The 25,499-nt window shown below is 62.7% G+C and carries 27 protein-coding genes and 1 riboswitch; of the genes, 3 read left to right on the top strand and 24 right to left on the bottom strand.

Annotated features, from left to right (window positions below; all coding sequences use genetic code 11):
- Positions 1-74: 74 nt before the first annotated feature.
- Positions 75-1,049, bottom strand: coding sequence for a WYL domain-containing protein (locus U5S82_15465; protein MDZ7753010.1), 975 nt, complete (start codon positions 1,047-1,049; stop codon positions 75-77).
- Positions 1,050-1,095: 46 nt separating this feature from the next.
- Positions 1,096-1,174, top strand: a riboswitch (SAM riboswitch).
- A gap of 155 nt (positions 1,175-1,329) precedes the next feature.
- Here U5S82_15465 and U5S82_15460 point away from each other — a divergent pair.
- On the top strand, positions 1,330-1,626 hold the full coding sequence (locus U5S82_15460) for a hypothetical protein (protein ID MDZ7753009.1): 297 nt from the start codon (positions 1,330-1,332) through the stop codon (positions 1,624-1,626).
- An 81-nt stretch (positions 1,627-1,707) separates the two neighbouring features.
- On the top strand, positions 1,708-2,238 hold the full coding sequence (locus U5S82_15455; protein ID MDZ7753008.1) for an HD domain-containing protein: 531 nt from the start codon (positions 1,708-1,710) through the stop codon (positions 2,236-2,238).
- Between the two features lie 961 nt (positions 2,239-3,199).
- Here U5S82_15455 and U5S82_15450 read toward each other — a convergent pair.
- The 6 genes from U5S82_15450 to U5S82_15425 form a co-directional block, all read right to left on the bottom strand.
- On the bottom strand, positions 3,200-3,352 hold the full coding sequence (locus U5S82_15450) for a PEP-CTERM sorting domain-containing protein (protein ID MDZ7753007.1): 153 nt from the start codon (positions 3,350-3,352) through the stop codon (positions 3,200-3,202).
- Positions 3,353-3,358: 6 nt separating this feature from the next.
- Complete coding sequence (locus U5S82_15445) at positions 3,359-4,858, bottom strand: ISKra4 family transposase (GenBank protein ID MDZ7753006.1); 1,500 nt, start codon at positions 4,856-4,858, stop codon at positions 3,359-3,361.
- Positions 4,859-4,939: 81 nt separating this feature from the next.
- Entirely contained in the window at positions 4,940-5,434 is a 495-nt protein-coding gene (locus tag U5S82_15440) for a hypothetical protein (GenBank protein ID MDZ7753005.1), read from the bottom strand.
- Between the two features lie 576 nt (positions 5,435-6,010).
- Positions 6,011-7,147, bottom strand: a complete 1,137-nt coding sequence (locus U5S82_15435) for a Shedu immune nuclease family protein (protein MDZ7753004.1) — start codon at positions 7,145-7,147, stop codon at positions 6,011-6,013.
- A gap of 1,405 nt (positions 7,148-8,552) precedes the next feature.
- Positions 8,553-9,248, bottom strand: a complete 696-nt coding sequence (locus U5S82_15430) for a hypothetical protein (GenBank protein MDZ7753003.1) — start codon at positions 9,246-9,248, stop codon at positions 8,553-8,555.
- A 214-nt stretch (positions 9,249-9,462) separates the two neighbouring features.
- Positions 9,463-10,152 carry an SOS response-associated peptidase gene (locus U5S82_15425; protein ID MDZ7753002.1) on the bottom strand — a complete coding sequence of 230 codons (690 nt, stop codon included), beginning with the start codon at positions 10,150-10,152 and terminating at the stop codon, positions 9,463-9,465.
- Between the two features lie 215 nt (positions 10,153-10,367).
- Here U5S82_15425 and U5S82_15420 point away from each other — a divergent pair, with 215 nt between their 5' ends.
- A complete protein-coding gene (locus U5S82_15420; protein ID MDZ7753001.1) occupies positions 10,368-10,604 on the top strand; it encodes a hypothetical protein in 237 nt (78 codons plus the stop codon).
- An 8-nt stretch (positions 10,605-10,612) separates the two neighbouring features.
- On the opposite strand, the gene U5S82_15415 is transcribed toward U5S82_15420, so the two are convergent.
- The 17 genes from U5S82_15415 to U5S82_15335 all read right to left on the bottom strand — a co-directional run bounded on the left by U5S82_15415 (position 10,613) and on the right by U5S82_15335 (position 25,466).
- Positions 10,613-12,178, bottom strand: coding sequence for a conjugal transfer protein TraG N-terminal domain-containing protein (locus U5S82_15415; GenBank protein MDZ7753000.1), 1,566 nt, complete (start codon positions 12,176-12,178; stop codon positions 10,613-10,615).
- Positions 12,175-12,630 carry a hypothetical protein gene (locus U5S82_15410; protein ID MDZ7752999.1) on the bottom strand — a complete coding sequence of 152 codons (456 nt, stop codon included), beginning with the start codon at positions 12,628-12,630 and terminating at the stop codon, positions 12,175-12,177. Before U5S82_15410 ends, U5S82_15415 begins: the two co-directional genes overlap by 4 nt.
- Positions 12,614-13,993 carry an integrating conjugative element protein gene (locus U5S82_15405; GenBank protein MDZ7752998.1) on the bottom strand — a complete coding sequence of 460 codons (1,380 nt, stop codon included), beginning with the start codon at positions 13,991-13,993 and terminating at the stop codon, positions 12,614-12,616. Before U5S82_15405 ends, U5S82_15410 begins: the two co-directional genes overlap by 17 nt.
- Positions 13,990-15,102, bottom strand: a complete 1,113-nt coding sequence (locus tag U5S82_15400; GenBank protein MDZ7752997.1) for a TIGR03756 family integrating conjugative element protein — start codon at positions 15,100-15,102, stop codon at positions 13,990-13,992. Before U5S82_15400 ends, U5S82_15405 begins: the two co-directional genes overlap by 4 nt.
- Complete coding sequence (locus U5S82_15395; GenBank protein MDZ7752996.1) at positions 15,099-15,551, bottom strand: TIGR03757 family integrating conjugative element protein; 453 nt, start codon at positions 15,549-15,551, stop codon at positions 15,099-15,101. The genes U5S82_15400 and U5S82_15395 overlap by 4 nt, the downstream gene beginning before the upstream one ends.
- A gap of 111 nt (positions 15,552-15,662) precedes the next feature.
- Entirely contained in the window at positions 15,663-18,425 is a 2,763-nt protein-coding gene (locus tag U5S82_15390) for a conjugative transfer ATPase (GenBank protein ID MDZ7752995.1), read from the bottom strand.
- A gap of 2 nt (positions 18,426-18,427) precedes the next feature.
- The gene (locus tag U5S82_15385; GenBank protein MDZ7752994.1) at positions 18,428-18,850 is read right to left on the bottom strand and encodes a TIGR03751 family conjugal transfer lipoprotein; all 423 of its coding nucleotides are present in this window, start codon (positions 18,848-18,850) and stop codon (positions 18,428-18,430) included.
- Positions 18,807-20,231: a TIGR03752 family integrating conjugative element protein gene (locus U5S82_15380; GenBank protein ID MDZ7752993.1), complete on the bottom strand. Its 1,425-nt coding sequence runs from the start codon at positions 20,229-20,231 to the stop codon at positions 18,807-18,809. Before U5S82_15380 ends, U5S82_15385 begins: the two co-directional genes overlap by 44 nt.
- Before the next feature lie 6 nt (positions 20,232-20,237).
- Positions 20,238-21,002 (bottom strand): TIGR03749 family integrating conjugative element protein, encoded by a 765-nt coding sequence (locus tag U5S82_15375; protein ID MDZ7752992.1) that lies wholly within the window; start codon positions 21,000-21,002, stop codon positions 20,238-20,240.
- A gap of 37 nt (positions 21,003-21,039) precedes the next feature.
- On the bottom strand, positions 21,040-21,699 hold the full coding sequence (locus U5S82_15370; protein MDZ7752991.1) for a TIGR03746 family integrating conjugative element protein: 660 nt from the start codon (positions 21,697-21,699) through the stop codon (positions 21,040-21,042).
- Positions 21,671-22,045, bottom strand: coding sequence for a TIGR03750 family conjugal transfer protein (locus U5S82_15365; protein MDZ7752990.1), 375 nt, complete (start codon positions 22,043-22,045; stop codon positions 21,671-21,673). Before U5S82_15365 ends, U5S82_15370 begins: the two co-directional genes overlap by 29 nt.
- Before the next feature lie 194 nt (positions 22,046-22,239).
- A complete protein-coding gene (locus U5S82_15360; GenBank protein ID MDZ7752989.1) occupies positions 22,240-22,596 on the bottom strand; it encodes a TIGR03745 family integrating conjugative element membrane protein in 357 nt (118 codons plus the stop codon).
- A gap of 80 nt (positions 22,597-22,676) precedes the next feature.
- On the bottom strand, positions 22,677-22,907 hold the full coding sequence (locus tag U5S82_15355; protein ID MDZ7752988.1) for a TIGR03758 family integrating conjugative element protein: 231 nt from the start codon (positions 22,905-22,907) through the stop codon (positions 22,677-22,679).
- Positions 22,904-23,230 carry an RAQPRD family integrative conjugative element protein gene (locus U5S82_15350; GenBank protein MDZ7752987.1) on the bottom strand — a complete coding sequence of 109 codons (327 nt, stop codon included), beginning with the start codon at positions 23,228-23,230 and terminating at the stop codon, positions 22,904-22,906. Before U5S82_15350 ends, U5S82_15355 begins: the two co-directional genes overlap by 4 nt.
- A 122-nt stretch (positions 23,231-23,352) precedes the next feature.
- Positions 23,353-23,778: a putative toxin-antitoxin system toxin component, PIN family gene (locus tag U5S82_15345; protein ID MDZ7752986.1), complete on the bottom strand. Its 426-nt coding sequence runs from the start codon at positions 23,776-23,778 to the stop codon at positions 23,353-23,355.
- A 5-nt stretch (positions 23,779-23,783) separates the two neighbouring features.
- Positions 23,784-24,011 (bottom strand): ribbon-helix-helix domain-containing protein, encoded by a 228-nt coding sequence (locus U5S82_15340; GenBank protein ID MDZ7752985.1) that lies wholly within the window; start codon positions 24,009-24,011, stop codon positions 23,784-23,786.
- A gap of 729 nt (positions 24,012-24,740) precedes the next feature.
- Positions 24,741-25,466, bottom strand: coding sequence for a hypothetical protein (locus U5S82_15335; GenBank protein MDZ7752984.1), 726 nt, complete (start codon positions 25,464-25,466; stop codon positions 24,741-24,743).
- Positions 25,467-25,499: the final 33 nt, after the last annotated feature.

The raw sequence follows: 25,499 nt of genomic DNA, 5'->3' as shown, positions 1-25,499 counted from the left end.
CTCCCCCGGTGGTCGGCAGTGGAGGGTGCCATTATTACGGGGGTGGTGGCTCACCAGGTGAGCCTTCAACGCCGTCAGTCGCCGTAGACGGCGCCGGCCTGCGCCAGACGCTCACGTACCTTGTGTCGCAGGCTCGGAGGCGCCAGCACTTCCACCTCGGGGCCGTGGCGCAGGATGTCCATGATGATCTCGGTATCCACCGAATAGGGCACCCTCAGCTCATAGCGGCCGTCCGCGTCGAACTCGCCCTGCTGGCGCGGGTGCCAGACTTCCTTGGCCACCCAACGGGCGTTGGTCGCGGAGAAGCGCAGCACCGCGGTGTTCGACGCCTGCCCGGAGAAGATCCCGTACCCTTCCTCGAAGAAGGCCTTCAATTTGGCCTCGGCGACGTTGCGGGCCTTCTTCCCCGTCGAGGAGACGTGGCCGATGGCGTCCATGCTGAAGCTCCTGAGACCCTTCCTGAGGTGGCACCAGGTGTCCAGATACCAGGTGTCGCGGTAGTAGACGATGCGCTGGGGTGAGACCTCCCGCTCGAGGGTTTCGTCGGTACTGCGGTTGTAGTGCTCGATGACGAGCCGAGTGCGGCCCAGGGTGGCCGAGGCGATGGCCTGGAACAATTCCGGGCGCACCGGGCGCACGGCGGTGTGCAGGATCCGCACCCGGTTCTCGATGGCCTCGGCGGAGTGGTCGACACTCTCCAGCAGCACACGGATACGGGTGCGCAGGGGCTCGATATGCGCGCTCAGCAGGCCCGGCTGGAGGTCCGCCAGCAGCTGCTCCATGGTCAGCAGGGCATGGACCTCGGTGGCATTGAACCACAGGCCCGGCAGGACATAGCGGGGCGGATCCTCGGAGTGGACCTCGTAGCGGTAACCCCGGTGCTCGCGGTCCCAGACGATGGGGGCATTCAGCCGATCCCGCAGGTACTCCAGGTCCCTTTTGACGGTGGCCCTGGACACCTCCAGGTCGCCGATGAGGGTCTCCATGGGGACCACCCGGCGCTCCTGGAGCAGCTGGTCCAGGCGGTAGAAGCGTTCAGTTCGGTCCATATCCACGGCCCTCCAGTTCCATGACAGCACTGCCCACTCTGCGTATACTACGAATTGCGCCGATTTGAGTACCAGCTTGCTGGGCGCGTTATAAATGCAGCTAAAGCGGGCGAGAACCCGCTTTGGCTGCGCCAAGCGGGTTTTTTCATGCCCGCGAGCCGCCGGATTTAAGCAACAACTTGCCGGGGCGGCCTATAAATCCCGGCTAAAGCGTTGGCCGTCCGTTCACGCTCCCCACCGGACCCCGCGCTCTGAGGCCCTGGGGAGCGGAGGAACGACCATGAGCAAACACACCCCCGGTGGCCACCGTGGCCACATCGTCCCCTTTCCCCGATCCCCCGCCCCGCGACGGCCTGCCTCCGAAGCCCCCGGGAATGCCGCGGCGGAGGTGGTCGACCTGTCCTGGCAGCAGATGTTACGCGCCATCCATGAAGAGATGGAGCTCGGCCTCGTGCTCCAGTGCAGCTACGAGCCGTGGCGAGTCAACCGCTTCATCGAGCGTCGTCGGGCGCGCGATGCGCGCCGCGACGCCAGGCGCAGGGCCCGGCTTGCGGATAAGCGGGATCAGGATGGCTGACGAATACGTAGTCCACGTGGACGACAACGCGGTCTTCGCCGCCGCCCATGCCACCCACCCCACAACGGAAGGAGACGCACCATGAACCACGAGGAACTTTCGCAGCTGATGAGGGCCCTCGCCTTCGCGGCCCAGAAGCATAAGAACCAGCGGCGCAAGGGCATCGAGCAGCATCCCTACATCAACCACCCCATCGCCCTGGCAGCCATCCTGGTGGATGAGGGCGGCATTACCGACCTCGATGTCATCTGCTCCGCTCTGCTCCACGACACCATCGAAGACACGAAGACCACGGAGCAGGAACTGAGGGAAACCTTCGGAGCCACTATTGCCGGGATGGTGGTGGAGGTCACGGACGACAAGAACCTGGCCAAAGCCGAGCGCAAGGCCCGGCAGGTGGAGCATGCGCCCGGCCTCAGCACCGGTGCCAAGCTGGTGAAGCTGGCCGACAAGATCGCCAACCTCCGGGATATCCTGGAGGCGCCGCCGGACTGGTCGGATGAGCGCAAGCGTGAATACTTCGCCTGGGCGAACAAGGTGGTCGACGGCCTGCGTGGCGTCCATGCCGAACTGGAGCTCGTATTTGATCAGACCTATGAAAGGAGGTCTTGAAAGTACGCCGCGCCGGAACGACATGTCGTCCCTCAACGTCTGTGCTGGGACTGAAGTTGGCATTAAGGTCCGGAACAGTCTGGCGTTTCGACCCTACAGATAGCCCCCTGCTCGATTCGCCTATGGTGTGATTCCGGCCACCACCAAAAGCCAAAAGCACGCGCCAGGAACCAGGGGAAGCAACTTGGCAGGCCTACGGTCCGGTCGGTAGTCGAGGAGGCCATACGGGCCGCCAGGGCTGAGGGTAAGGGGATCCTGAAGATAGCCCGAGAACGGGGCGCCGGTGTCAGCGTGGTTCAGGGAGTGGTGGCGGAGTAGCCGCATGAGCGCTCTTCAGGTGATACTGTATATCCATACAGCCACTAGTCACGACCATGCGGTATCGCGTTCAACCCCTTCGCTATCAAGGCCGCCGTCGCCGCTGGCGTGACGTGGCGAACGCCGAGCCTTTGGTGGGCGAACTCTTAACCCATGTCCAGTTATCCAAGGGAGGCATCCCCGTGAAAGTCGCCTCGCTGCAGGACCCTACCGCTCCGGCAGGTAATGCGTTGCTTCCTCCACTCTACGAGCCCGTCCTGGTACTTATCGGGCCTACCTCCCTGCGGCTACGGGGTATCGAACACGCAAACGGGAGCGCTGTCGTACAGGAGTGGTTCTGCGAGGAGATCTCACCATCCACACCCCCGGAACCTTAGACCGCCTTCCCAACCCGGCCCCCGCGCCTTCCCTTCATAGGAAATAGCATCCTATTTGGTTGCGCTTCTGGGATTAGCGAAACACGGGAATGGTGTCCGCTATCGGCCACGAAGAGACATTCCTGCCACCCTAAGATCGAGCGTCAGGACAGTTTATACGCGGAGGTCCGCAACCTGGTGCTTCCGGCCAGGAGCGGACCTCAGCGGCATCAAATCTCAGGCAATAAAAAGCCCTCAGGAGAGGGCTTTTACAAAGCTTTTTCTACTTACGCCTTCTTACGGCGTGAGTAGCCAAGACCGGCTAGGCCAAGGCCCATGAGAGCGAGGGTGGTAGGCACTGGAACAGCGTTCGCCGACTGAGCCTCAAAGCGCGTCCAGTCAAAATCCCAGGGGTGCGGCTCTTTTGGAGCGACATCCACCAGCCCCTATGCGGCCAGGCAGCACGGCTGGCCATACCCGGTCGGATAGTTGCGCCGCCGCTCTTGGCTGCGATGGAATGCAAAGTAGTCCTGTAAGTCTCCGCTGGCATGCAGGGCGCGCAGCTTGAGGATGGCCTCAGCACCCTTCAAGCTCCATCGGGCGCCGGTGATTTCCAGGCGGTCCTTGACCAGGTAACGACAGGCACCCTCGATGACGCCGGTGGCGATGGGCCATCCGTGGGCCAGTGCCTCGGCATAATCCAGGCGCGCCTTGTTCTTGAGCAGGTAGCGGGCACAGGTGTCCACGGCCTTGCGCCGCGCTGGCGTCAATCCCTGGCGTGTCGCGCTGCGGCGCATGCCGGCAGCCACGCTGCTGGCCTCGCTGTGCAGGACGCGCAGAGCCCGCTCCATGACCCACTGCTCGGCGCCCTGCGAGCCCGCGGGATGGAAGCAGTAAGCGGCCTTCCACAGATACTCCAGCACATGGATGAAGTCCTGGATGACCACCACGTCGCCCCCGTAACGCGCGATGCACCCGTTCACGATGTCCAGCTGCTTCTCGTGCCCGTCTACGAGCACCAGCCAGCGCCGCCGGCGCTCTGGATCACGCCGGGCAGCCTCCTGAAACAGGCGCTCGATGACCATCTCCGGGGACTCCTCCAGGCTGGCCCATACCCGTTTCCCTTCAGGCCGGGGCCGGGCATCGCCCGAGCGCTCCTCCACACCCATGATCTGCTCGGCACTGCGCCAGTGCGGCGCCACGTCGTAGATAGCCGCCACGGTGGCCATCCGCTTGCGGTTGCGCTTCTCACCCTGGCTCAGCCGGGTCTTGAGCTTGTGACACGTGCTCTGGGCCGCCTTGCGGGTCGCCGGACGCAAGTCCTCGGTCCGCACCACGATACCCTTGCCGTCCGCGCTCATCACCAACAGATCGGTGTCTTCGGCCTGTGTGCTCGCGCGGGACTGATAGTAGGCGTCAAAGTCCTCCACCACGACCGTGGACAGCTGCTCGGCTTGGCGCTTGGGGACATGGCCTCCTGTGTTCTGGCGCACCGCGCTGACCGTCTCGTCGAAGGACTCCTTCACCACGGCCTTGACCACCCGCTCACGCAGACCGTGCGAGTACTTCTCCCGCGGCAGGTTCAGCGACTCATCCAGCGGAAAGACACTCGCCAATCCCCGCGTGCTGTAGCCTTTGCGCCGGACCTCGACGGTCCCGAACACGGTCTCAAGCTGCCGGCTACGGTCGCCGCGAAACTGCTCCCGCTCCTGGCCATCGGCACCTGTCACCGCGCTCACGCGCACCTCGCTATGCGTGCGCAAATCCACGTAACCCTGCATCAAGCGCCGCAGAACTTCCCGTCCTTCCTCCTCAATGAGTCGTTCCACCTGGCCGTGCTCCAATGCCTCGTTGTCCGCGCTGCAAAGCGCACCCACCAAGTGCTCAAACCCCTCTCGGGCCGCCGCAAACTCGTCAAATCCATCCACCTTGGTATACGCTGTCATCGTCGGAAGGGCCTCCCAGTGGTACATAACGGTTTCGTAGCTTGTTACATACCATCGGCTGGCCCTTTCGGCTACCCCCAATCACGCTATCTCATTGATTTCATTGCGTCCTAAAAGATCTGCACCCAAATCCCAGTCTCTCTCGCCACCCAGCGCAAGGCGAACATCGACGTAATTTGTTGGGTTATAGACGACGCCAAGATCTGAAGTGCCTGTGGTAAGGAAATTTCCGCTATGAATCGTGTCACCGATCACAACAGGGTGTGCGGTCGTCCCGGTTGCCAGATCGTCCAGTCTGATCTCAAAGAAGGCGACTCCAGGGCCAAAATTAAAGAAATCCAGTGTCACCGAACCAATGCCATTCGTATTGAATAACACGTGCGGTGCCGTCTGGCCTTCGCGACCCGGCACCTGCGACGTGAAGTTTAACGCGTTCGTGCTGGGGGGCACCCAACCAAATGAGTTGCCCTGTGGGTCCCCAGTAATTGGTGCGGCCTGAGCCGCTACAGCGACGCCGAGCGCGATACACGCTCCCAGTCCTGTCTTGCGTACCAGCGTTGAAATAACGTTTCCCATAACAATGTACCTCCCAGTCTCCACTAATTTTCCTCGCTCCGACGCAAGGGCCACAGAACACCCTGCAAAGATGGTGCCGCAATCTTTCGATTTCGCGATAACCTTTATCAAATCATAATGTTAATAACCTGAGCAGCCTTGCTGCAGAAAAGTTCGCGGGCACATATTTAGCAAATAGGCGTAAAAAACCCGATAAGTGTAAAAAATACTGACACCACCGGAAATCGCATTAGCGCGGTGAATGGTAGTGTCGCCAACGACTGAACTTAGGCTGGAACTATTGAGGCGCTAACCTCTCTTCTGGGTCGAAAGCGGACATACTCATCCTGAGACGAGGGACTCGGAGATAGAAGAAGCGCGCCAATACAGGAATTTTCGTCTTGGATGGCTCGACCCACTGTAAAGTTTTCCGACAGTTTCGCTTTTAGAAGAAGCGATCGCATTTAGGAACGCCCTTCTTTTAGTATTCCATAAACTGCTGAAATATTTCGCTCTTGGGAGAAGCGAGCATTACGGGACGCGTCACCGGGCCGAGCCGCGTTGCGGCTACGCGTCCGCGTGCAAGCTGACGGCCACTCATCCAGGAGGTTCAGATCCCGGTTCCGCTTCTAGGAGCCCGACCAGTTTCCTTGTCCTTTCAAACAGCTCATCAAAAGGGATGATCGCAAGACCCGGGAACTGGTGTCGATACAGCTCAAAGGCTTTGACCTTTGCACGGTCGTCTAACTGATCCGTGCTGCCAATAATCACAGCACATTGAGGATCAAATGAATCAAATAGATCTTTCTGATCACCCCGCAAATCTCGATAGGCTTCCTGTAGAGAGTGCTTGTAGTTGAGAATCTGCATCGTAGACCCGGAGAGTTCCGCCGAGACATTGAATGTTTGCCGATACTTCGAGCCGAGAAGCTTCGTGGTAGGGGTCTTTATCTCAATCAGCGCGGCACTTTGAGTGAGGCGCTTTTTCACTAAAAAGTCGACGATGTTCCCGGACTTATTGAAGACATTCTTGCCGCCTACATAGGCTTTCCCCTCAACAATTGAAGCGGGCCACGAGAAAACCTGCTCCAACACAAAAGAGTGTTCCGTCAAGCTTGCTTGCCAGACCTCTTCGTCACTGTTGTCCTTGTTCTGGTCCCAAATCTGGAGCGCCGATTTGAGCCTTCCGAGACCCAGCGCTGCATTGAGTTTGGACAGCGACGATGGGTCAAGCTCCAATAGCTTTTCGATAAGAGTCGATGGGTCATCTAGTGATATCCACCAAGCCAACAGCTTGGAGAGCAGCGAGCCCCCAAGCTTCATATTTGCGTTTAGTATACGAAGATCTAGGGACTCTATTGCTCTTAGTTGATCTAGCTGCGGAGTGACTTGGATGTACCGTTTCTGACCTCGCGGGACGCCCTCATCCCTCTTTAATTGATATAGCGAGTCGACTTCACCTACAAGCTTAAGAAGTTCTTTAGATTTAAGTTCGAGCTTGAATCCTTCACCACTCTTAACGGAAGTTAGCGGGATGGTTTCAAAGTCCTCCCATCGCCCGAATTTCTGCTTTTTTTGATACAAGAACACGCCCTTTACAGATGCGTCCTCGTTGCTGGAGTTGTCGAGGATTGTTGGCCTGAAGACGAGCCGTACTTGATCCGTTTGTCGAAGGACAACGTCCGACGCTTGCGCCGTTCTTCTTGATGTGGATCTTGTGTTGATCTCGCTCACAGTGTCCTCAAGCTGCATAACGTCGGCCATAAGGCGCCGCTTGAGGCAGGGGCCGATTAGCGGCAGCAAATGGGAGCCCTGGGTCAAGCTGTCGGCTGCATGGATTTGTTGGGCGATTCTGAGCAGAGTCCTCGCGTGCCCCCCTTCCTGCCCTTTCAGACTTTAAGATACGGCGTCGGGCTAAGTAGATGCCTGCGATCGCCGCAAAGAGTAGATGCAGGGTACTTGAGGCCGGAACGGAGATCGGTGTGGACTCGGACACCTCTAAGAATCCGTAGTCTATTTCAAAGATTCGAGGTGTACTCCCGGTGTGCGCTGCAGTGAAGAAGTAATGGCTATCAGTGGGACCGTCCGGAATTATGCCCAAGAAACCGGTTCTGTTTGGTCCTGTGTATACTGCGAGAGGGGACACTTCGGATAAAGCATCTATGGTCAAGCGAGGACGCCCAGCCTCCTCGATGATGTAGCGCTCAGAACCAGGTGTGACCCATCGAACCGCTCCCCAGAACGAACCGGGACCACTGCCACTTCGGAAAAGCCAATCAGTCGAAAACCCTGTGGGAGATCCGGAGCCGCTATTCCGAATAGAAAAGCCGTTACCGTAACCTGCCCGCACCAGAGGATGAGAGCCAGTCACCTCGTCAAACGACGTTCCGTCAACCAACTGGTCAAAATTGAGGTTGCCCTGGGGGTTCTCATACCTAGCAAGGAAGTCGGCCTCATCGAGCGTAATTACGTACGACCAGCAATTTGCCGCGAACGGCACTAGGAACAGGGCCACAATGGTGCGAGTGTCAATGGTCACAGATTAGCCTCGTTCCGCGTTTAGATTGCGCGGTCTTGCATTGCCTAACATTGTTGAATGACTGGAAAGGTTCCGTGTTTATCCACGGAACGTTTACGTCTACCCGCAACGATGCGCCCTTTGACCGCGCATCCGCTTCCGCCTGTACCGTAGGAAAGACAAGGGGATTCAGGTAGTCGGCAATTTGGGCACGCGGATGGAGGCAACCGTAGGCCGAAAGATAGGGCGGGGAAAGGTGGTGGGTTTCCATGCGATCCCAGCGACCCGGGCTGTTTGATCGCACGCGATGTATCTGGGAGGTGTCCATGGCGTTCACCATCATTGGTAGGCCTTGAGACGGATTCTACTCGGTACCACATCCAGGGCAAGGCCGCTCATTTCCCTCACGGCGAGGCGCGGGAAGTTTCGCTATTAGAAAAAGCGATCCCCTTGCTCCAGGTTAAGCCATTTCTTGATCGCGACACTTGGTTACTGGTTCGCTTCTGGGAGAACGAAACCTACCGCCTTTGTTCACTCGGCGCAAACGAGGAGCGGCCTTTGCGCAAGAATGCCGAAGGCATACGCAAAAAGCCGCGGAGTTTTTGGATCCGCTGGAACGCCTTAGTTAGGGCTAAATTTTGCGGCATTGAAATTGCGAATGATCCGATATTTTATCAGCTCATTCGTAGCCTCCACAATTTCCAGTTTGGCACCCTTGTAGCCAATAGTGTTGGATGCTCCTAAGTCGTACTCGACATCATTATTGAACGCTGGACGAGCCATATTGCCGGAAAATTCGCGGTATCCGATGTTGATCTTATTACCGACTTTTCCGCTGTAGATGAGAGTTTGCTGAAACGAATCATCGCGAAGCACAGGCTTTTTTTGTCGAGTAAAATCTGCTTTATCTTTGCAGATCTGAGCGTTGAACGCCGTAACAACACAAAGTTTTTGTTCTTCCTTATAAGCTTGAATACTTTTCCAAGGATCGGCCAAAGCTGCTTTATCAACGCCGCCACCATCTGAGCCCGGCGCCGGCTTATAGAATGCAGTAGCTTCATCATCACCATGTTTTAGATAAAAGCCACGCAACACCGTATAAGCCCATCCAACTTTCTGATCCTCTTGCAGGTAGATTGAGTCATGTTCGGTATAGCTCCCCTGTTTAAGCAGAATATCGCCAACGTACGCTGTATTCATGCTGCCAATTGGTGGTTCGCTCACTTCAAGTGCAACTGGGCGATAGTTGTACTTTGGGGCCGCACAACCAGCGAGCATTGCACAGAAGATAAGCGGAATAATTTTTCTGTTACTCATAGCAAACTTCCTTTCTTTGTTTCAATCACGGCCTAGTAGCCCAAACAGTGTATTAGACAGCTGACAGGAATATTGTGATAAGCAGCGAGGATTGTTACGAAACGTTGCATTTTGACATGACTAGGGTCCCGCCTGAGTAGCGATCTTAGTTCAAGAGGCCAGAAGGGGCAGGTTTCGCTCGTAGAAGAAGCGATCGCGTTTAAGAACGTAGTTTCTAGGAACTTCTCCCAGGGCGAATCACCTCGCCAACTGGTTCCATCTGTGCTGGCACGTTGCCCAAGTTACGGGAGACGGGGTAGGCCTGCAGCCACTCATTTGGGCACGGCCTGACGAGCTCACGGACCTCATCTACCTCGCCAAACATCCAGGTGTCACCCAGCTTCAAGTCGAGGATGACCGGCATGCGGTAAGGGTTCTTGCCTGTATTGTGGAGCGGCCTCATGAACTCGTTTGCGTCGGTGGTGACGATGCCCACCGTGGCCCCTTCCTCAGTCCCGTCCTTCGACGACCAGGAGTTCCAGAGCCCAGCGAAGAGGAACATGCTGCCGTCCGCCGGCCTGATGCAGTGACGTTGCTTCTCGCCGTTGACCTCAGGCCACTCGTAGAATCCGGCTGCCGGCAACAGGCAGCGCCTCGATTTGAAGGGTGAGGCGTACATACGGCTCTCCTCGAGGCGCTCTCCCCTCAGGTTCCACGTCGGCATGCGCCAGGCCTTCTTGTCGGACTTGGGGGGGAGGAGCGTCCAGTACATCTGCTCCAGGGCCCGCTCACCGTCCGCAGCGGCCCACACCACCGGTACCAGACTGGTGATTCGGACGTCGTAGGCCTGTTGCCACCAGGGGGGTACGTGAGAGACGTAGCCCTCTATCGCTCGCTGGTCCGGCGTGATGTAGCGAGTGCACATGACGGGATCCTACCACTATCGACCAGATTCCAAGTGCTCCGGAGGGCGGTGGAATCCCATACCTAGGCTCGGGTAGGTGCAACCTGCCACTTTGCGCTTGCCCTATCCTGCCCTCCTTCAGCGGTGGAAAGTGGCCACCAGATCGGACAACAATCCTTGCGTGAGCAGGCCCAAGGGGGGTGTCTCGTCGGGAACGATCGCCTATCCTTTGAGGGATGAACAGGTACAAGATTGCTGCAGTGGGAAAACTGGCGGTCGGCATCGGTAGCGCTGCTGTCGGGTTTGCGGCTGCTTTGCTCGGCGCTTTTCGCCATTTGCTTGCGTCTACCGATGACTCGCCGGAAAACCAGCGGTCCATTCAGGACGCAGATCTTGTCGGGGACTACAACTTCCGCACGCAACGGTTCGATTCAGGTACCGATCCTGCGGGTTGGTACGAAGACGAGCGCTAGCGTACAGGTTACCGTTTTACGCCGCGGCTTACTGCCGCTTTTCCCAATGCCCCTCCCTGCCTGCCCGCATCTTCCGCAGGCCTGCTAATCGGCGCCATGGCTGCCGAGATGGAACGCCCAATGTGCAAGCCGGCCCAAGCCATCATTCCGCTCCACAACACCGGCAGCCCTAGGTAGAGGCTGGTCGTGATCATATTGAGCAGCATGCGCTTGGCGTCGTGCTCGCCGGGGTTGGCGAAAATCTGCAGGAAGACGTTGACGTCCGGGTACATGGACTGGATAAGATTCTGGTCCACCCACATGGCCAGGTACCAGAGCACGCTCCAGAATTTGATCGTGAAGATGGCCATCGCCCCGACCACCATCATCGACAGCGAGTAGCGGGAGAGGACGACGATCATCGGCAGCAAGGCGTAGACGCCGAGCAGCATCAGCGCCTGCACCATCGGCAGCGCCTGCAGCACGGCGGTCATGGTTACCGAGAAGAGCGCCGAGGCGGTGATCACGCCGCCCGTGGTGAGTCCACCTTTGACGATATTCTCGGCCGTGGCAAACCATCCGGTGCTGGCCGTATTGCCGGCAACGAGTTCGTTGCTCGACCAGGACGGGGGCGCGTTGTTGAGCACGGTGCGAACGACGGCATCTTCCTGCTGTTCGCTCGCCAGGATGGGCGCGACGGCGACGACCAGGCCGGAGAAGCCCGCCGAGGTCGCGTTGGCCTCGTTGATGAGCTTTTCGCGCAGGCCCTGGGCGCCGTTCTCCCACCACTCCTTACAGGTCGGCTTGCCCCAGATGGGCGGCGAGGCCGGGTCGTACTCGGTGTCGCGGGCCGGGTTGTAGGTCCACCCCGGGATCTGTTTCGTCGGGCGCAGGATGTCGTAGTAGCCGGCGGTGTCCCGGTAGACGTGCGAGCCCATCCAGTCCGGATCGTCCTCGCCGTAGGTCGTCAGTATCCGGGCGACTGCGGCCGTCGCGGGCCGCTGGGCCTGATACCTGGAGCGGGCCGGCACGTAGCACTCGCTGAAGAAGTCGCTGGTCTCCTGGCGCAGCCGCGGATCGGCGATGGTGGCGAGCCGTGCCTGTTGCTCGTAGGTGCGCAGGTCGCTCGCCGCGGGCAGGCCTTCGACGACGGCGTGATTGAAGCCCGAACTCATGGCCAGCACGGCATACCACCAGACCGGGATGTTCACGGTCGCGGGCGAGCCGTTGAATCCGGCCGCGCCATAGGTGCTTTGCGGCGCCGCCACCGTGGCGGTCGCCGGCGTCGGATCGGTGAGCGTGGGCTGCGGATCGTAGCTCAGGGTTCCGGCGTTCAGCGGCGTGAGCGCCGCCGGCTGTCCGGCCAGCACTACCACGAGCAGCGCCAGGAAGAGCTCGATCTCCATGCGCCGCAGGGACAGACTGGTTGCGCTGCCAAACTGCCCGCCCTCGGCGGAATCGCGCCAGTTGTCGATGAGGATCCCGAGGAATGGCAGGTAGACAATCCCGGTGCCGACCAGGACGTCCCACAGCACGCCGTAGAAGGCCCAGCCGAACAGGGTCGTGAAGAGCTCGAGATAGCTGTCGACGCTCATGGGACGAGGCCCGAGATCGTGCCGAGAAAGCGCCCGATGAGGTTGATCTGTGCCGTCCCTGGCGCAGTCCCTACGGGCGCGCTGCACGCGTCACATTGTGCTCCCAGCACCACGTTCTGCCCGAGGACGAGCTCGATGACGAGCAGCCAGCCGACGACGCGCCACCGCAGTGCCATCCAGCGTGACCGTTGGCTTTCCGCCCAATCCCGGCCGCCCCACCACAGTGCCGGCAACCGCGGCCAGGCAAGGGCAAGCAGACCAATCAGGGCGAACCGCAGCCCGCTCAGGTAAGGTCTCACCTGCCCTACCCGCTCCGACACGACGGCCAGCGAACCGAGCCCCACTGCCTGCCACAACAGTAGGCCGACGGCGATCACGCCGACGGTCGCGACCAGCGACAGCGTGAAGAACCAGCGCCGGCGTGTCGGCAGGGATCTACTGCACGCGGCCATGGATCAGCGGCCTCGGATCGGTGGGATTCGTCTGCGGGACATTGAGCGAGGCCTTGCTACGCGCGGCCGCCCGTTGCAACAGCACGATCAGGGTGTCGGAGACCACCTCGCGACGCACCCGCGTCTCGAACAGGAGGCTCTCGATCTCCTTGTCGAGTTCGGTAATCGCCGTATCGGCATGCTGGCGTGCGACCTCGGTGGCGTATACCTCCGGCACCTGGCGGCCCGACAGCAGCAGGCGCCGGGCATACAGCGCCTTCTCCACGGTGCGCGCTTGGCTTACCTCGGCGACCAGCCGGCCGATGATGAGCCCCTGCTCGGTGGCCGGCATGTCGCGGATGGCCTCGATGACCTGACGCGTCACGGCAACGCCCGGGGCCGTGATCCGTTCGAGGTTGGCGAGGGTGGGCGCGGCGGCACCGCTGACCAGGTTCTGCAACTCGACGGTCACGCCGGCCGACTCGCTGTGGAGCTTGGGCAGCAGGCCGGTGCCTGGAATGCTGTCCTTGCGGCAGGTGTCGCAGGTGGTGACGATGTTCTCGCCCACCACGTCGACCACCCAAGTCCGCGCCGCCGCCGGCGTCGGCCAGACCTCGGAGAGCCGCGTGGCGGAAGCGGCCGGCACCGCGGCCGTCGAGGTGATCGGCCGGTTCATGTTGATGTTGTAGCCCGCCTGGACGATGTCTCCGGTGAAGCGGAGCGTCGGCTGCCCCGCCCCACCGGCCTGGCCGCCGATCCACGGCACACCGTTATCGCCGTTCGCCGACTCGACGGACTCCTTCGCCGTGACGGCGTCGTTGCCGCCGATCCCCATCTGCACCTTCCAGTCATTGCCCTTGGAGAGCGTGATGAGATCCGCGTAGGGGTTCTTGCCCTCGGCCATCTCGGCCTCCATCTGCTCGCAAGATTTGGTGGCGAGCTTCATGGTCTCCTCGGCCTTCAGCAGCGCGTTCTGGAACAGGTCATAGAGCCCGGGATTGGCGCGCTGCAGGATCAGCGCCGGCAGCGCGGCAATGGCCGAGGACGCCGCCGCCGTCATGGCGCTCATCATGTCGTCCGCCCCGGACTTGATCTTGTTCAGGGAATGGGTGACCGCGCGTACCGGATCGAACTTGCCGCAGCTGTAGCCGAGCCCGAGTTGTGCCGAGCCGCCCAGGGTGACCGAAACCACCGAGGGATTCGCCGGGGCAGACACGGGCTCTGCCCCGCCGATCTCGTAGTACCAAAGGCCGTCTTCCGTGGGCCCTTGCGCGGCGTCCACCCAGGGACTTGCCAGCAAGAAGGTGAGCAGCCCGGCGGCCAGGGTGCGGTGTCGTCCACGGCCGGTTGTGATCTCGCAGTGCTGTGCTTGGTGAGCGATCATGGCGGATAAGCGAACCAGTCGATATCGAAGAGGAACCACTGACCCCGGCGACGGCAGCATTTATAGGGGCGCCAGAGGTTCCAGGCGTAGTCGCCGGCGGCGTCCACCCGTCCACCGCCCCAACCGCCGATGCTGGCGAGATCATTTGTGCCGAACACCCTGCAGCTCGACTCAGGCCTCGGGACGAGCATCTGCCAGGTGCCGGTGCGATGGTCCTTCTCCATCAGCGGACCGGGTGGCCAGACCTTCTGGCCTGAGAAGAATGCGAACCACCTGTTAAAGAGGTTCCCGGATCCGTCGTCGACCCAGCTGTCGAGGATCCGGGTGACATCGTTATGCATGTAGGAACTGCCGGAGAGGGGCACGTAGACATGGGGCTGGGCGGCCCGGGTGACGATGTCGCCGGCCCTTTGGGCATTGATGGCCGCGGCTTTGGGCTCTTCCGCCTGGGTCGTCCAGCCGGTCCGCGGATGAACGTTGCCCCACGTCTGCAGGGGCCAGGTGCCGATTTCGCGCATGCCGGGGATCCAGCTCGCCGGATAGAAGATCTCCGGCACCTCCTGCCGCCAGGACAGGATATCGAGGGCCGATTGGAAGTACGGGAAGAAAGGTGTCGTCTGCGACTGACACAGCAGGCCCACGCCGGCCGCCACACCGGCCAGGGACCCCATGGGATGGCCGATGGCATCGGTCTCCCGAAACACCATGTTCTTGTGGTCTCGTGGCTCCGAACGGCCCTCCGTGCGATTGCCCCCACTGTCGACGGGGACCGGCAGCAGTGAGCCCAGGAGTCCGGTGGCCGCGGCTTTCTGGGCGAGCCCCAGCGACGCGCGGATCTCCGCCCAGGGGTTGCCACCCAACGCGTTGTAGGCGCTGACCACCAGATCCGGGTTGTAGTGTCCGACCTTGAGCGAAGTACGCACGCGGCAGCCCCGCCAGCCGCAGCGCAGCCAGAAGCACAGGCCCACCGGCATCCAGCGCATGCAGGCCAGCGCCCCGGCCGTGGTCTGGGCGACGATGCCAGGGGTGGTGATGGTCGCCGCATGAGTCATCAGCGGCCCTTGCAGCACCAGGACCAGGAGGAGCGGTGTGATGCGGTAACGCCTCATCGCGCCTGGCCCTCACGCCAGAATGCATAGCGCTCGAGCGCATCTTCGAGATCCGTCACGCCATAGATCACGGCGCTACCATCAAGGACGACGGCGGGATAACGATCGACGCCGTACTGGACGGCCCTGGCCAGGCCGATGGCAGCGCTTCTGGCCGACGCCATGCCGGTGTCATCGAGCTGCTGGATGCGGCGGAGCGCCTCCGCTTTCGCCTCTTCCGGGTCGACTGGGAGGCCTTCGGATAGCCCCGATTCGAATCGCCCGAGACTATCGACGGTGTAGATCGTGACGGTCGCTGATCGAAAACGCCCCTGATCCGCACCGCTGATCGCCCGCTCGCTCGTGGTGAAGGCCTCGATGCTCAGCACCTCGCCCGCCCCGACCGGGGTGCCGAGGACCATAAGCCCGAGGAGCGTCAGTCCAACCAGAATGCGAGAGGGGATCAACATGTCATTGTCATCGGTCGTGGAACGGTGGCGCCATCGTCCCCATCGACGGGGAACCGTGGAAGGGAAAACCCATGCGGCACGGTGTCTGGTTTCTGGGCCACGGCACGGATCTCAGCCACCGCGTTGCGCCGCGATCCGCTCCGCCACGACATGGACTGCCTCGAGTTCGGTGCAGCGGCGCTCGCGCATGATCTCGGCCCGCTCGGCCTTCTCGTGCTTCTCGGTCATGGCGAGCGCCAGCGACAGCGGTGGTGGCACGTTGCGGAACAGGGCCTCCAGGTTGTCGGCCAGCACGACGCCCTCGACGTACTTGCCGGGCTCCTTGCGGGCCGACAGCAGGAGGCTGCGCTGCTCGTCGTTCAGATCCTTGAACCGCGCGATCTGCTCGACCTCCTCCTTGGGCATGACGAGGCACAGCCACCACTCCATCATGTTGAGCATCCGGCGACTGGCGTCGGGGAAGTCCTCGAGGTTCTGTGTCGCGATCCAGAACCAGGCGCCGAGCTTGCGCCACATCTTGGTGATCTTGACGACGTAGCGTGCGAGCAAGGGATTCGTGGTGATGATGTGCCCCTCGTCGGTGACGACGAGGGTGGGTCGCGCGTCGCTCTGGTGGCGTTCGACCAGATCATTGATATGACTCATCATGGAGATGTAGGCCACGGTGAGTTGGTCCTCGTAACCTTCGCGGGCGAGCATGCCCATCTCGAGTATGGTGACATCCGCCGCCGGCCAGGGCTTGCCGGGCCGGTCGAAGAAGTGGCCGGCGAGGCCCGAGCAGAAGAGCGCCATGCCGTCGCCCATCTCCAGCGCCCGGTTGCGCCGATGCTCCGGCAGGCCTGGATCGCGCCCGATGCGGGTCAGCGCCGCGACGACGTCCCGCGTGAGGACCTGGTCGCGCCCTTCGGCGGCCACGGTCTTGGCTGATAACAGGATGGCATTGCGGATCAGCAGACGATCGGCGCGAGTCATGCGGGCGTCTTCGCGTTCATCGCCGCCGGTGATCATGATGCGCGCGGCGATCTCCATTTCACCGAGGATGTCGCGGCCCGGGCCTTCGGCATCGTCACCGTCGTCGTCTTCGTCCGGCACGTCGAGCGCCTCGGGATCGGTAACGCGTTTCACACGCCGATCCGTGTAGAAAAGACGCAGCGCGTCCGCGAACGGCGGCAGGCTCACGTCCGTGCCCGGGTTCAGCGTGACCTGATTGACCGTGAGCCCCTGGCTCGCAAAGTGCTGACCCAGGAGGGAAAACGAGCCCCCGGCCTCGATGATGAAGATCCGCGGGCGGTGCACCGCCGCCATCTGCTGCAGCAGGTAGACGAGCAAGGCGGACTTGCCGGCCCCGGTGGGTCCCAGGATCAGCATGTGCGCGTTCTTCTTGCGGTCCGCGCGGTGTAAGGGGTCGAACACCAGGGGCTCGGCGCCCCGGTTGAAGAACACGAGCCCCGGATGACCGGTGCCGCGCGAGCGGCCATAGAGGGGCAGCAGGTTCGCGATGTGCCTGGAGAAGACCAGGCGTGAGCGGCGACTGATCCGGTCGAGTCGGGCATCGTAGGCCATGGGCAGATTGCGCAGATAGCTGTCGAGTGCCAGCAGATCCGCCTCCTGGGCGATGGGCTGGAGGCCGTTGGGCAGCAGCAGGGCATTGATCTGGTTGACGTGGGTGCGCAGCGCCGGGAGATCCTCGCCGCGGACGTAGAACGCCAACTGCAGGGGATAGAGCTTGTTGCCGGTCGCCATTTCACGCTCCACCGCGGCGGCGTCCTCCCGCGTCAACTCGGCTTCCGCCGAATCGCCCACCGCGGCGCGCTTGACCAACCCGATGTGGTTACGCACCACATCCTGGGGCTTCACGGTGAGGGTGAGCACCATCACGGTGTGCTCAGGCATGCGATCGAACAGGGAGAACACGTGATCCCCCGACGGGCGTTCCGCGGTCATGTGGCCGATGTCGGGCGCCCGCCGGAGTCCCTGCACCGTGACGAGGGTGTGGGGCAACCCATCGAACCACCAGGTGGCCGTGTCGTTGTCGGACTTAGGACAAGAGAGGGTCAGCAGCTCCCCGAGATCCGCGCCGAACGGCAGATCTTCATCGCCGGGGTACGGGGCGGCAGCCAGCAGCTGCTCCACCGCGCCTTCAGCGCACTCCGGGCGCGGGTTGAACCAGGGCAGCAGCCAGCGGTAGAGATCTGCCCCCGAGCCGCGCCGGCAGCGGATCCCGGCCGCGGCGAGGGCCGCCGTCCACTTGGTGGCGACGTCGTTGAGCTCGGCCTCCACTTCGAGCGCGCTGAGGCTACGGCCGCGGGGGTTCAGTCGCCGATAGAGCACCGCCCGCACGCGCCGCACCTGGCCACGCCAGACGGTGCCGGTGAGGGCCGAATCCTCGAACAGGCCACCCGGGCGGCTGATGTGGGCGCAATGGGCCTTCAGCACTTCAATGTAATGGCGGGTGTACGCACTCTCGCGCGCGCCCGGCGGCAGGTAGGCCTCGATCTCGTGCAGCAGCTCCGACAGGCTCGGCTCGTCCTGCACATAGAGCTGGAGGATCCAGGGCGCGTCAATGAGCTCCGGGATCGCGTCGGTGATCGCGGTCTGGATCGCGTCGCGCAGCTCCGCCATGAAGCCCGGCGTGCGCGCCTCGGTACCTGCGGGCGTCAGCTCGAAGAGCGCGCCGACGCTCACGCCATCCTCGAGCAGGAAGCAGCGGCTCTCCGGCAGGTACTCGACCCAGGGCAGGAAGTCGGTGAAGGACGGCGGGCGGGCGTACAGGGCCTTCACCTCACGCGTCGTCAGGGGACGTGCCGCGGTCGCGGCCCTGCTCGAATCGGCCGTCGAAACCGTGCGCGGCGCGGTCAGGGAGAACTTGGGCATCCTCAACGCTGCCCGCTCGGGACTTCGCCCGGCAGTGCGTACTCGACCCGCTCGTAGAGGGTGAAGGTCGTGGCATAGCCCGGCACCGGCACCCGCTCGGCACCGGCGAGGTGGGGGAATACGTACATCACCAGGGTCGGGTTGGGCAGCCGCGGGAAGAGGGTCTCGAGCTCGGTGTGGGCGGTGCGCGAGTACCCGGCCAGGTCGACATCGTCATCACCCAGGGGCCGCGTGCCCAGCTCCCGACGGACGGCCAGTGGACCATCGGCGCCCATGCCCGTGAGGTGCCCGTCGTAGATCGCCTTCATCGACGGACCGTCCTGCGGCAGCACGGACTCCTTGGTGCCGGCGCACCCGCCCAATAGCAGCATAGGCGCGAGGCTAATCCAGACGATGGTGACGATCGGTCGCAGTCGAGCGTGCATGATTGAGTTTCCTGCCTTCGGTATGGAAGTCGATGGCGAGTTCGCGATCGACGTGAATGGCGACTCCCGTGCCAGCCGGCACGAACACGGCATCGAAGCTCTGGGACTGGCGTTCGAGCAGCCACTTGGCCACTTCCTCGCTGCCGCCGGCCACGGTCTTGCCGAGCATGTAGGTCCCGACATCGCCGGTGACGCTGTCGGTCACGCTGCCGAGGTCACTGATCACCGAGGTCGTCTCGGCGGCGGCTGCCGCGTCGGCCGCGGCCTGGATGGCCTGCACGCCGATCCGCTGGGTCAGAAACGACGCGGCGTTGGTCTTGCGCTCACCGCTGATGCACGGGATCCCCTGGGGATCCGAGATCCAGCCGAGGGGTTCGTTGCGTCCGCCCTGGCCACTCGCCCGCCCGCTCACCTGGCCGCTGCGATCGTCGCTCGAGATCGTGCGGATGGTGCCGTCGTCGAACACGAAGGTGACGGACTCGAGCCGACCGGTGACGCAGGACAGCGTCCAGTCGCCGACCGCGGTACCGCTCCAGACCATGCCTTGCACGCCAGGCACCGTCAGGCCGTTGGCGGCCAGGTTGTCGCTGCCGGTGATCACCTTGAACGGCATCGGATCGCGGACCTGGCCCTGGATCGGGATCCGGCCCACCAGTGCGGTCATGGCCGTCGAGCCCATGAGCGTGGCGTTGCGGGGGACCGTGTAGGCAGGTCGGCTCTTCCGCGCGTCCACTCGGTCTCGCGCGTCGGTCACCGCCTGCGCGGTGCGCGTCCGGGCACCGTCGAGATAGCCGCCCGCCGTCTGCCCGGCCCGATCCAGCAGCCCGGACTTTGTTGCGGTCGCGGCCGGCGCATCGAGCGGTTCTACCCAGATGAGGCCGGGCGCCGGCCCTTGCGCGCCCCCGAGGCCGTCGAGACCGAGTCCCACCGGGATGTCGGCACCGCTGCCCGGCCCCACCCGGGCCACGGACGCCGCCAGCCGGTCGACCCGATCGGTCAGCGAGGCGAGCACGCCGGAATCGATGCGGCCCTGGTTCTCCGCGTCGCGCTCGCGGGACAGGAGCTCCCGGCGCAGGCGCGTGGCGACGTTCTCCTCGATCTGGGTGCGATGGGCGACGAGGGTCTGATTCTCCCTGGCCAGGGTCGCATTCTCGCGGCGCAGTGCCTCGACCTCCGTGGTCATGGCGGCCACGTTGGCCGTGAGGGTCTTGATGGTGTCGGCCGGCGTGTCCGCATCCGGGGCTGGCGCCGTCGGCACGCGGTCCAGCACGACGCCACCGTCCTCGTCCTGGGAGCAGGATTTCAGCGTCACGAAGACCAGCATCAGTACGACGGCGCCGCCGAGGAGGGGCAACAGGCGATTGGCGGTGGCGGCAGGCATGGTCGATTACCGCAGCGAGGCCGCGAAGGGCCGATCTGAGATCAGGTACACCACCGTGCGATCGGCCTCGCTGCCGGCCTCGTGCAGCCGGTTGTGCTGGAAGGTCGCGGTGAGCCAGTGGCCCCGCAGGGCCCGCGGATCCAGGATCTGTGGCTGGTGGGTCTTATTCGTGAGGGTGGCGGCGGTGACATGGAGATCGCCCGCGCGCCAGGCGATGAGGGGTAAGGCCTCGACGGCGCCGCCGCGCACCAACGCCACCGGCTCCCGCTTGACGGGCACCCGATTGAGGCCGGGAAGGTCCCGGAGCAGTCGTGCCGGGGCATACATCTGTTGGGCGGCGAAGCGGGTCAGCGTCACGTAGCCGTATTGCGGCGGAACCGAGGCCTTCGTCGAGGCCGAGCCGTTCGCGGGCTCCTCGTCTGGCAGGTAGATCTCAATGGGGCTGTTTCCGCCGCCTTCGGTCTCCGCGGACAGGTCGAGCAGGTAGATCGGTCCGTTGTCCAGCCCCCGCACGATCACGCGGGTGGCGGCGAAGGGCTGGTTGGCCAGCAGGTAGAGCGTGCCGTCGATGCTCTGCACGCGCAGCGCCCCCTGGATCTGCGGTGGCACGCCAACCTTGACGCCTTGCGGAAAATGGACGAGCCGTTCGGCACCGACGGCGAGCTCCACGGCAATGGGTGTTTTGCGCCAGGCGATGCGCTCCGGCGCATCGGGCGCCGCGTTGACGCCCGCTGCCTGCAGCAGGAGGATTACAGCGAGCAGGGCGGACATCCACCACTGCCACTCGGGCGTTGCGACTCCAAACGCGCTATGGGCCACCATCGCTACCTCCGTGGTCCTCGAACTCGGCATCGGTGAGCCGCCGCGGCCCCTCGGCGCCGAATCCGTCCAGTGCCAATCCCCAGGGGTTGGCCTCGGGATCGACCGCGTAACGCACCACGCGCAGCGGGTAACGGATCGCGGTGCGCTTGACGGTCATGCCCTTCACCGACTCCAGGAGATCGAGGTCCAGCCAGACGATCCAGGCCTCCTCGTTAAGCAGGTCGACGCGTCGTTCCTCGTAACCGTGGCCGGGGATCTCCTGGACACCCCGCACCCGGTAGGCGAGTTCACCCTGGCGGCCCTTCTGCTCGAGCTCGACGGTGAGCATCGCGCGATAACGGGGCGTGAGGTAAGGCGAGACACGGAAGATGGCGCGGCCATAGTCCGTGGCACCGTCTTCCGGCCAGCGGTTGAGCTGCTGAAAGATGTAGAAGGCGAACGCATACACGTTGGGTGGCGATACCTCTTCCACGGCCAGCACCGCCCCCGAGCGCAGATCGGGCGGGATGTGCACGGTCATCTGCTCGGGCGCCCGGCTCCAGCCGAACCAGAGCGCGGCGATAATGATCACCTGGATGGCGATCACGGCCCACAGCGAGCGCAGGTGAGCGCGGACGTTATCGATCTCGTACCGGTAACGTCGCATGTGCCTTCCTGCCGATGTCCCACGCGCCGCTTCGACGGACGAAGGGCATGCGCCGCAAGCCTCTATCGTCGAGCCAGAGCACGACGCGCTGCTGGTAGTAGCCGTCCGGGCGGTTCCTCTTCAGGCGCTGGAACAGACTCGCCATCAGCAGCACGGTGGCGACGATACCGACGCCCGCGATGCCGAAACCCATCGTGACCGCACCCGCGAGCCCCGCCATGATCAGACTGGCGGGCAGCCACAGCAGTAGCGAAACGCCCACGATGACGCCCAGTTCGCTCGACGAGCAGCCCTTTAAGATCGCGGGCTCGGCATTCAGCCGATCGGCTAAGCACTCCTTGTTCATTGGCTTGCGTCGCGAGGCGACGTGAGCGTGTGCAGCTGCAAGGCGCGCGAAGGATTTTCGACGAAGGCATAGTTGGCACTACGTCGAGGAGAAAAACCGAGCGCAACGCAGCAGATGCGCGCTATCACGGTGCCGCAGCAGCCAGCTGGTGAACAGGGAGTGCTTGTCATGTCGTGACGATCCGCCATGCCGGATCAGATGACGCCGGCCGCTTCGGTGAGCAGGAAGCTCGCGAAGATCAGCACCACCGCCCCGACGATGCCGAGCACGCCGACCTCGGCCCACTCCGCCTTGCCCTGGCGCGCCTCGTTGAACTTCGCGAACGCCAGGTACGCCACCCAGAGGAAGCCCAGTACCGCGATCGCGAGACCCAGCACCAGGCCGCCGTCCTTGATGTAGCCCTGGATCAGCCCGATCCAGTCGCCGGCCGCCGGCGCGGTGCTCGGCGCGACCGGGGTCGGCAGCGCCGCCCACACCGGAGCATTGGCGGCGAGACCCAGGAGGCCCAACAGGGCCACCGTCCTCTTCTTCCCTTGTGCGAACATCATCATTTCTCCGAATTTGCAGGGCAGATCCCTGATCACCACATCCCGGGCGTCGCACCCGGACCGAATCGGTTCCGGTCACCCCGTCACCGCAGATAGAAACCAAGCACGAGCAGCACGATGCTGGCCCGCAGCGTCGCCCACACCAGATCGAACAGCGCGACCTGACCGTCCTGCCAGGCCCGAAAGGTCCCCACGGTCACCCACATCACCCAGACGAAGACCAGGACCAGCACCACGCTCGCGATGGTCGTCAGCAACGTTCCCGGAGTGACACCCGACCCGGCCTGGAACGCGGCGTTCTGTGCGGGCGTCACTGGCGGTAATCGCCGCGCAGCGGCGGAAACGTCCGCGGCTCGTTGCGGGGTACGTTGATGTGTTCCCGGATGCCAGTGCGGATCCGCTCGAGGTCCTGGCGGAGCCAGTCGTAGCGAAAGCGGATGCGGGCGTCGGGGCTGGACTGGGAGTCAGCCGTCGCGATGAGGGGCTTGAGGGCTTCGAACTCGTGGATCAGACGCGCGAGGGCTTCGCGCTCGGCGTCGGGATCAGCGAGGGCTGTGTTGCCGAGGAGCAAGAGGCCGACAAACGCTGCGAGCACTTTGGCGTGGCGGAGGTCGGATTTGGATTGTGCGCGGTCCATGCGGCGTATCGTGCGCAGGCCGCAGGGTCCGTAGTAGCGAAAACGGCATCAAGGCATGTCGCGGTTTGCGGCCGGCGATCGACGCCGAGGCGCGGTTCAGCCGGAAACCGGTCGGGGAATAATCAATCGGTGGTGGAAAGGCCGAGCAGCTCCGTGAGGGCCCGAGCCGCGATGATCTGAACCGTCTCCACCTTTCCGAGGGACAGCAGATCGCGTTTATCGCCGGTCACCAGGTAGTCGGCCTGACCTGCAATTGCGGTGGCCAGTATCGGGTTGTCGTCAGGATCTGGCGACAACTCCACCATCGGTAGCTCTTGCAGTACGGTTGTCTGGCGGCGCAGTCCGTTCACCAGCGTGCCCGCCTCGGCGGGTTTGAGGTACTTGCGCAGTTGCGGATAGCGGGAAACCCGGCGGAGCTCTTCAAGCTGCCACTCGGAGGTGATCAGTTCGAAGGCCTTCTTGCGCCAAGCCCGATAGATCAAGTCGGGCGGCGTGCCAGATTTGATCAACGCGGCGAGCAGGATTCCGGTGTCAAGAACGACCCGCAAGGCTGTTAGCCGTTGGCCAGCGCTTCGTCGATCGCCTCCATGATCTCATCTTGCGAGTAGTAGCGGTTGCGCTGCTTGACGTCCTGCACCGTCAGTTCGAACAGGCGTGCCTGGACCGCCTCTTCGACAAACTGGGACAGATCACCCTTTTTCGTACCACGCCGGCCCAGGTAAACCCGCAGGGCCTTGTCCACGTCTTCGCGCACGACGATGGACCATCGAACGTTGCTCATCTGTGTTCTCCGAGATGATTTTCGGTTCACGATTTACGCTTATGCGTATAAACGCGCAAACGTATTGCCACTATAAACCACATTTTCGGTAGCTCGCAGCACGCAGTCTCGCCGACCGACCCGGGGATCTGCCGTCGGCCGGCAACGCCGGTTCGCCCATGAGCGTGCAGATCAGCATCACGGCCCCGAATTCGCCCCAACGACGGCCTCCCCGGCGCGCTTTCCCCCTCCGCGCCTGTTTCCCGGCCAGCCGCCGCCATGGCCGTGCCGCTGACGGCACAGCCCAAACGAAGTCGTAGTGGGGTCACCCCATCTCGTCGAACAGCCCACGCCGCGGCGGTGCTCGGCTCGGCGGCCGCCAAGTGGCTTCTGACTCAACCCCCTTCGCATTTAGGTGAATCAGGACCTTCTTGATGACCTCCGGATCCTCGATGCGGGCGACGGTTCGCACCGCACCGCGACAGGCCATGTTCATGGCCACTTAAACTGACCCACTACACCTTCAAGGTCGGCTTCACCCGTTACCCTTGCACCTCGCCTGCTGTCGTACCTACGCATCAACCAGCCCGTCACCGAACTGACTGCAAGGCTCGATACCGGGCCCGTGGCTAGCGGTTACCCGGGCGGGATTCCCACCCGCTAGAATGTGCGGCATTGCCAAGCCGCTGCTGTCCCCTATTACGCTTATTACGCTTCTATTACGTCCGGGTGATGTGGTTATTAAGGCGCTCAGCGCTTAATGAACTCGACGCGCTCGAGATAGGCGCGCGCACCGCCGCGTGTGTCGTTAGTGTTCATCTGGATCCCGAAGCCCGTGATCGGCGGCACTTCGGATTTGTCGAACTGGTTTCGAAAAGCACTGTAGAGATCGAACTCCGTCGTCACCGTCTTGCCTTCGGGTGGAGTGCAGGGTTGACAGAAGTATCGGCCGCCTTTCTCGTAATAATTGGCGGTATAGGCCTTGTCGGGTTCTGCGTTTCTACTCAGGAACAGGCTGATGAAGTATGGCGCGTCGGGGACGAACATGCTGCCGCTGCCAATCTCCTTGTCGCCGAACGAAACCATGATTGCAATCGGGACGCGATAAACTCCGTCTTCCCAGTCCGCACCTTTCGGATACTCCTCGACGCCCCAGGTTACTCGAATCTGCCCGACATCGCTGAGCTCGATCTCTCGCTCCATTAGCCCCGCCGTGCGCCCGTCGGTACTCAGTACAAGTCCCTTTTCGGAAAAACGTGGATTCAGGGATTCTGCGTCCAAGCGTAAATCGTAGCCGTTTTCCTGCAGCCACTCGACCGCGCTGCCGTGTGGTTTTTCAGTGAAGTCGATTACTCGAACAACCTCGGAATCCGTGCCTGCGAAGGAACTGGCCAGGGGCGCCCGGCAGCCCAGGCCGAGTACGACAACGACCATGTATGAAAACAGGCTGAATTCTTGTCGGCGTGGCTTTTTCATATTGATCGTCTCGGCGATTCAAGTCCCGAGGAG

This window comes from Gammaproteobacteria bacterium, assembly GCA_034522055.1.
Taxonomy (GTDB): domain Bacteria; phylum Pseudomonadota; class Gammaproteobacteria; order JAABTG01; family JAABTG01; genus JAABTG01.
This window is presented reverse-complemented; position numbering and strand designations above follow the sequence as displayed.

What these genes read in the sequence shown, in the direction of transcription:
- U5S82_15415 (MDZ7753000.1), bottom strand. Translation starts at nt 12,178, where the DNA reads ATGAGCGTCGACAGCTATCTCGAGCTCTTCACGACCCTGTTCGGCTGG.
- U5S82_15425 (MDZ7753002.1), bottom strand. Translation starts at nt 10,152, where the DNA reads ATGTGCACTCGCTACATCACGCCGGACCAGCGAGCGATAGAGGGCTAC.
- U5S82_15440 (MDZ7753005.1), bottom strand. Translation starts at nt 5,434, where the DNA reads ATGGGAAACGTTATTTCAACGCTGGTACGCAAGACAGGACTGGGAGCG.
- U5S82_15400 (MDZ7752997.1), bottom strand. Translation starts at nt 15,102, where the DNA reads ATGAGGCGTTACCGCATCACACCGCTCCTCCTGGTCCTGGTGCTGCAA.
- U5S82_15360 (MDZ7752989.1), bottom strand. Translation starts at nt 22,596, where the DNA reads ATGATGATGTTCGCACAAGGGAAGAAGAGGACGGTGGCCCTGTTGGGC.
- U5S82_15455 (MDZ7753008.1), top strand. Translation starts at nt 1,708, where the DNA reads ATGAACCACGAGGAACTTTCGCAGCTGATGAGGGCCCTCGCCTTCGCG.
- U5S82_15390 (MDZ7752995.1), bottom strand. Translation starts at nt 18,425, where the DNA reads ATGCCCAAGTTCTCCCTGACCGCGCCGCGCACGGTTTCGACGGCCGAT.
- U5S82_15340 (MDZ7752985.1), bottom strand. Translation starts at nt 24,011, where the DNA reads ATGAGCAACGTTCGATGGTCCATCGTCGTGCGCGAAGACGTGGACAAG.
- U5S82_15335 (MDZ7752984.1), bottom strand. Translation starts at nt 25,466, where the DNA reads ATGAAAAAGCCACGCCGACAAGAATTCAGCCTGTTTTCATACATGGTC.
- U5S82_15430 (MDZ7753003.1), bottom strand. Translation starts at nt 9,248, where the DNA reads ATGAGTAACAGAAAAATTATTCCGCTTATCTTCTGTGCAATGCTCGCT.
- U5S82_15420 (MDZ7753001.1), top strand. Translation starts at nt 10,368, where the DNA reads ATGAACAGGTACAAGATTGCTGCAGTGGGAAAACTGGCGGTCGGCATC.
- U5S82_15410 (MDZ7752999.1), bottom strand. Translation starts at nt 12,630, where the DNA reads ATGGCCGCGTGCAGTAGATCCCTGCCGACACGCCGGCGCTGGTTCTTC.
- U5S82_15375 (MDZ7752992.1), bottom strand. Translation starts at nt 21,002, where the DNA reads ATGTCCGCCCTGCTCGCTGTAATCCTCCTGCTGCAGGCAGCGGGCGTC.
- U5S82_15395 (MDZ7752996.1), bottom strand. Translation starts at nt 15,551, where the DNA reads ATGTTGATCCCCTCTCGCATTCTGGTTGGACTGACGCTCCTCGGGCTT.
- U5S82_15370 (MDZ7752991.1), bottom strand. Translation starts at nt 21,699, where the DNA reads ATGCGACGTTACCGGTACGAGATCGATAACGTCCGCGCTCACCTGCGC.
- U5S82_15385 (MDZ7752994.1), bottom strand. Translation starts at nt 18,850, where the DNA reads ATGCACGCTCGACTGCGACCGATCGTCACCATCGTCTGGATTAGCCTC.
- U5S82_15380 (MDZ7752993.1), bottom strand. Translation starts at nt 20,231, where the DNA reads ATGCCTGCCGCCACCGCCAATCGCCTGTTGCCCCTCCTCGGCGGCGCC.
- U5S82_15350 (MDZ7752987.1), bottom strand. Translation starts at nt 23,230, where the DNA reads ATGGACCGCGCACAATCCAAATCCGACCTCCGCCACGCCAAAGTGCTC.
- U5S82_15365 (MDZ7752990.1), bottom strand. Translation starts at nt 22,045, where the DNA reads ATGAACAAGGAGTGCTTAGCCGATCGGCTGAATGCCGAGCCCGCGATC.
- U5S82_15460 (MDZ7753009.1), top strand. Translation starts at nt 1,330, where the DNA reads ATGAGCAAACACACCCCCGGTGGCCACCGTGGCCACATCGTCCCCTTT.
- U5S82_15465 (MDZ7753010.1), bottom strand. Translation starts at nt 1,049, where the DNA reads ATGGACCGAACTGAACGCTTCTACCGCCTGGACCAGCTGCTCCAGGAG.
- U5S82_15405 (MDZ7752998.1), bottom strand. Translation starts at nt 13,993, where the DNA reads ATGATCGCTCACCAAGCACAGCACTGCGAGATCACAACCGGCCGTGGA.
- U5S82_15445 (MDZ7753006.1), bottom strand. Translation starts at nt 4,858, where the DNA reads ATGACAGCGTATACCAAGGTGGATGGATTTGACGAGTTTGCGGCGGCC.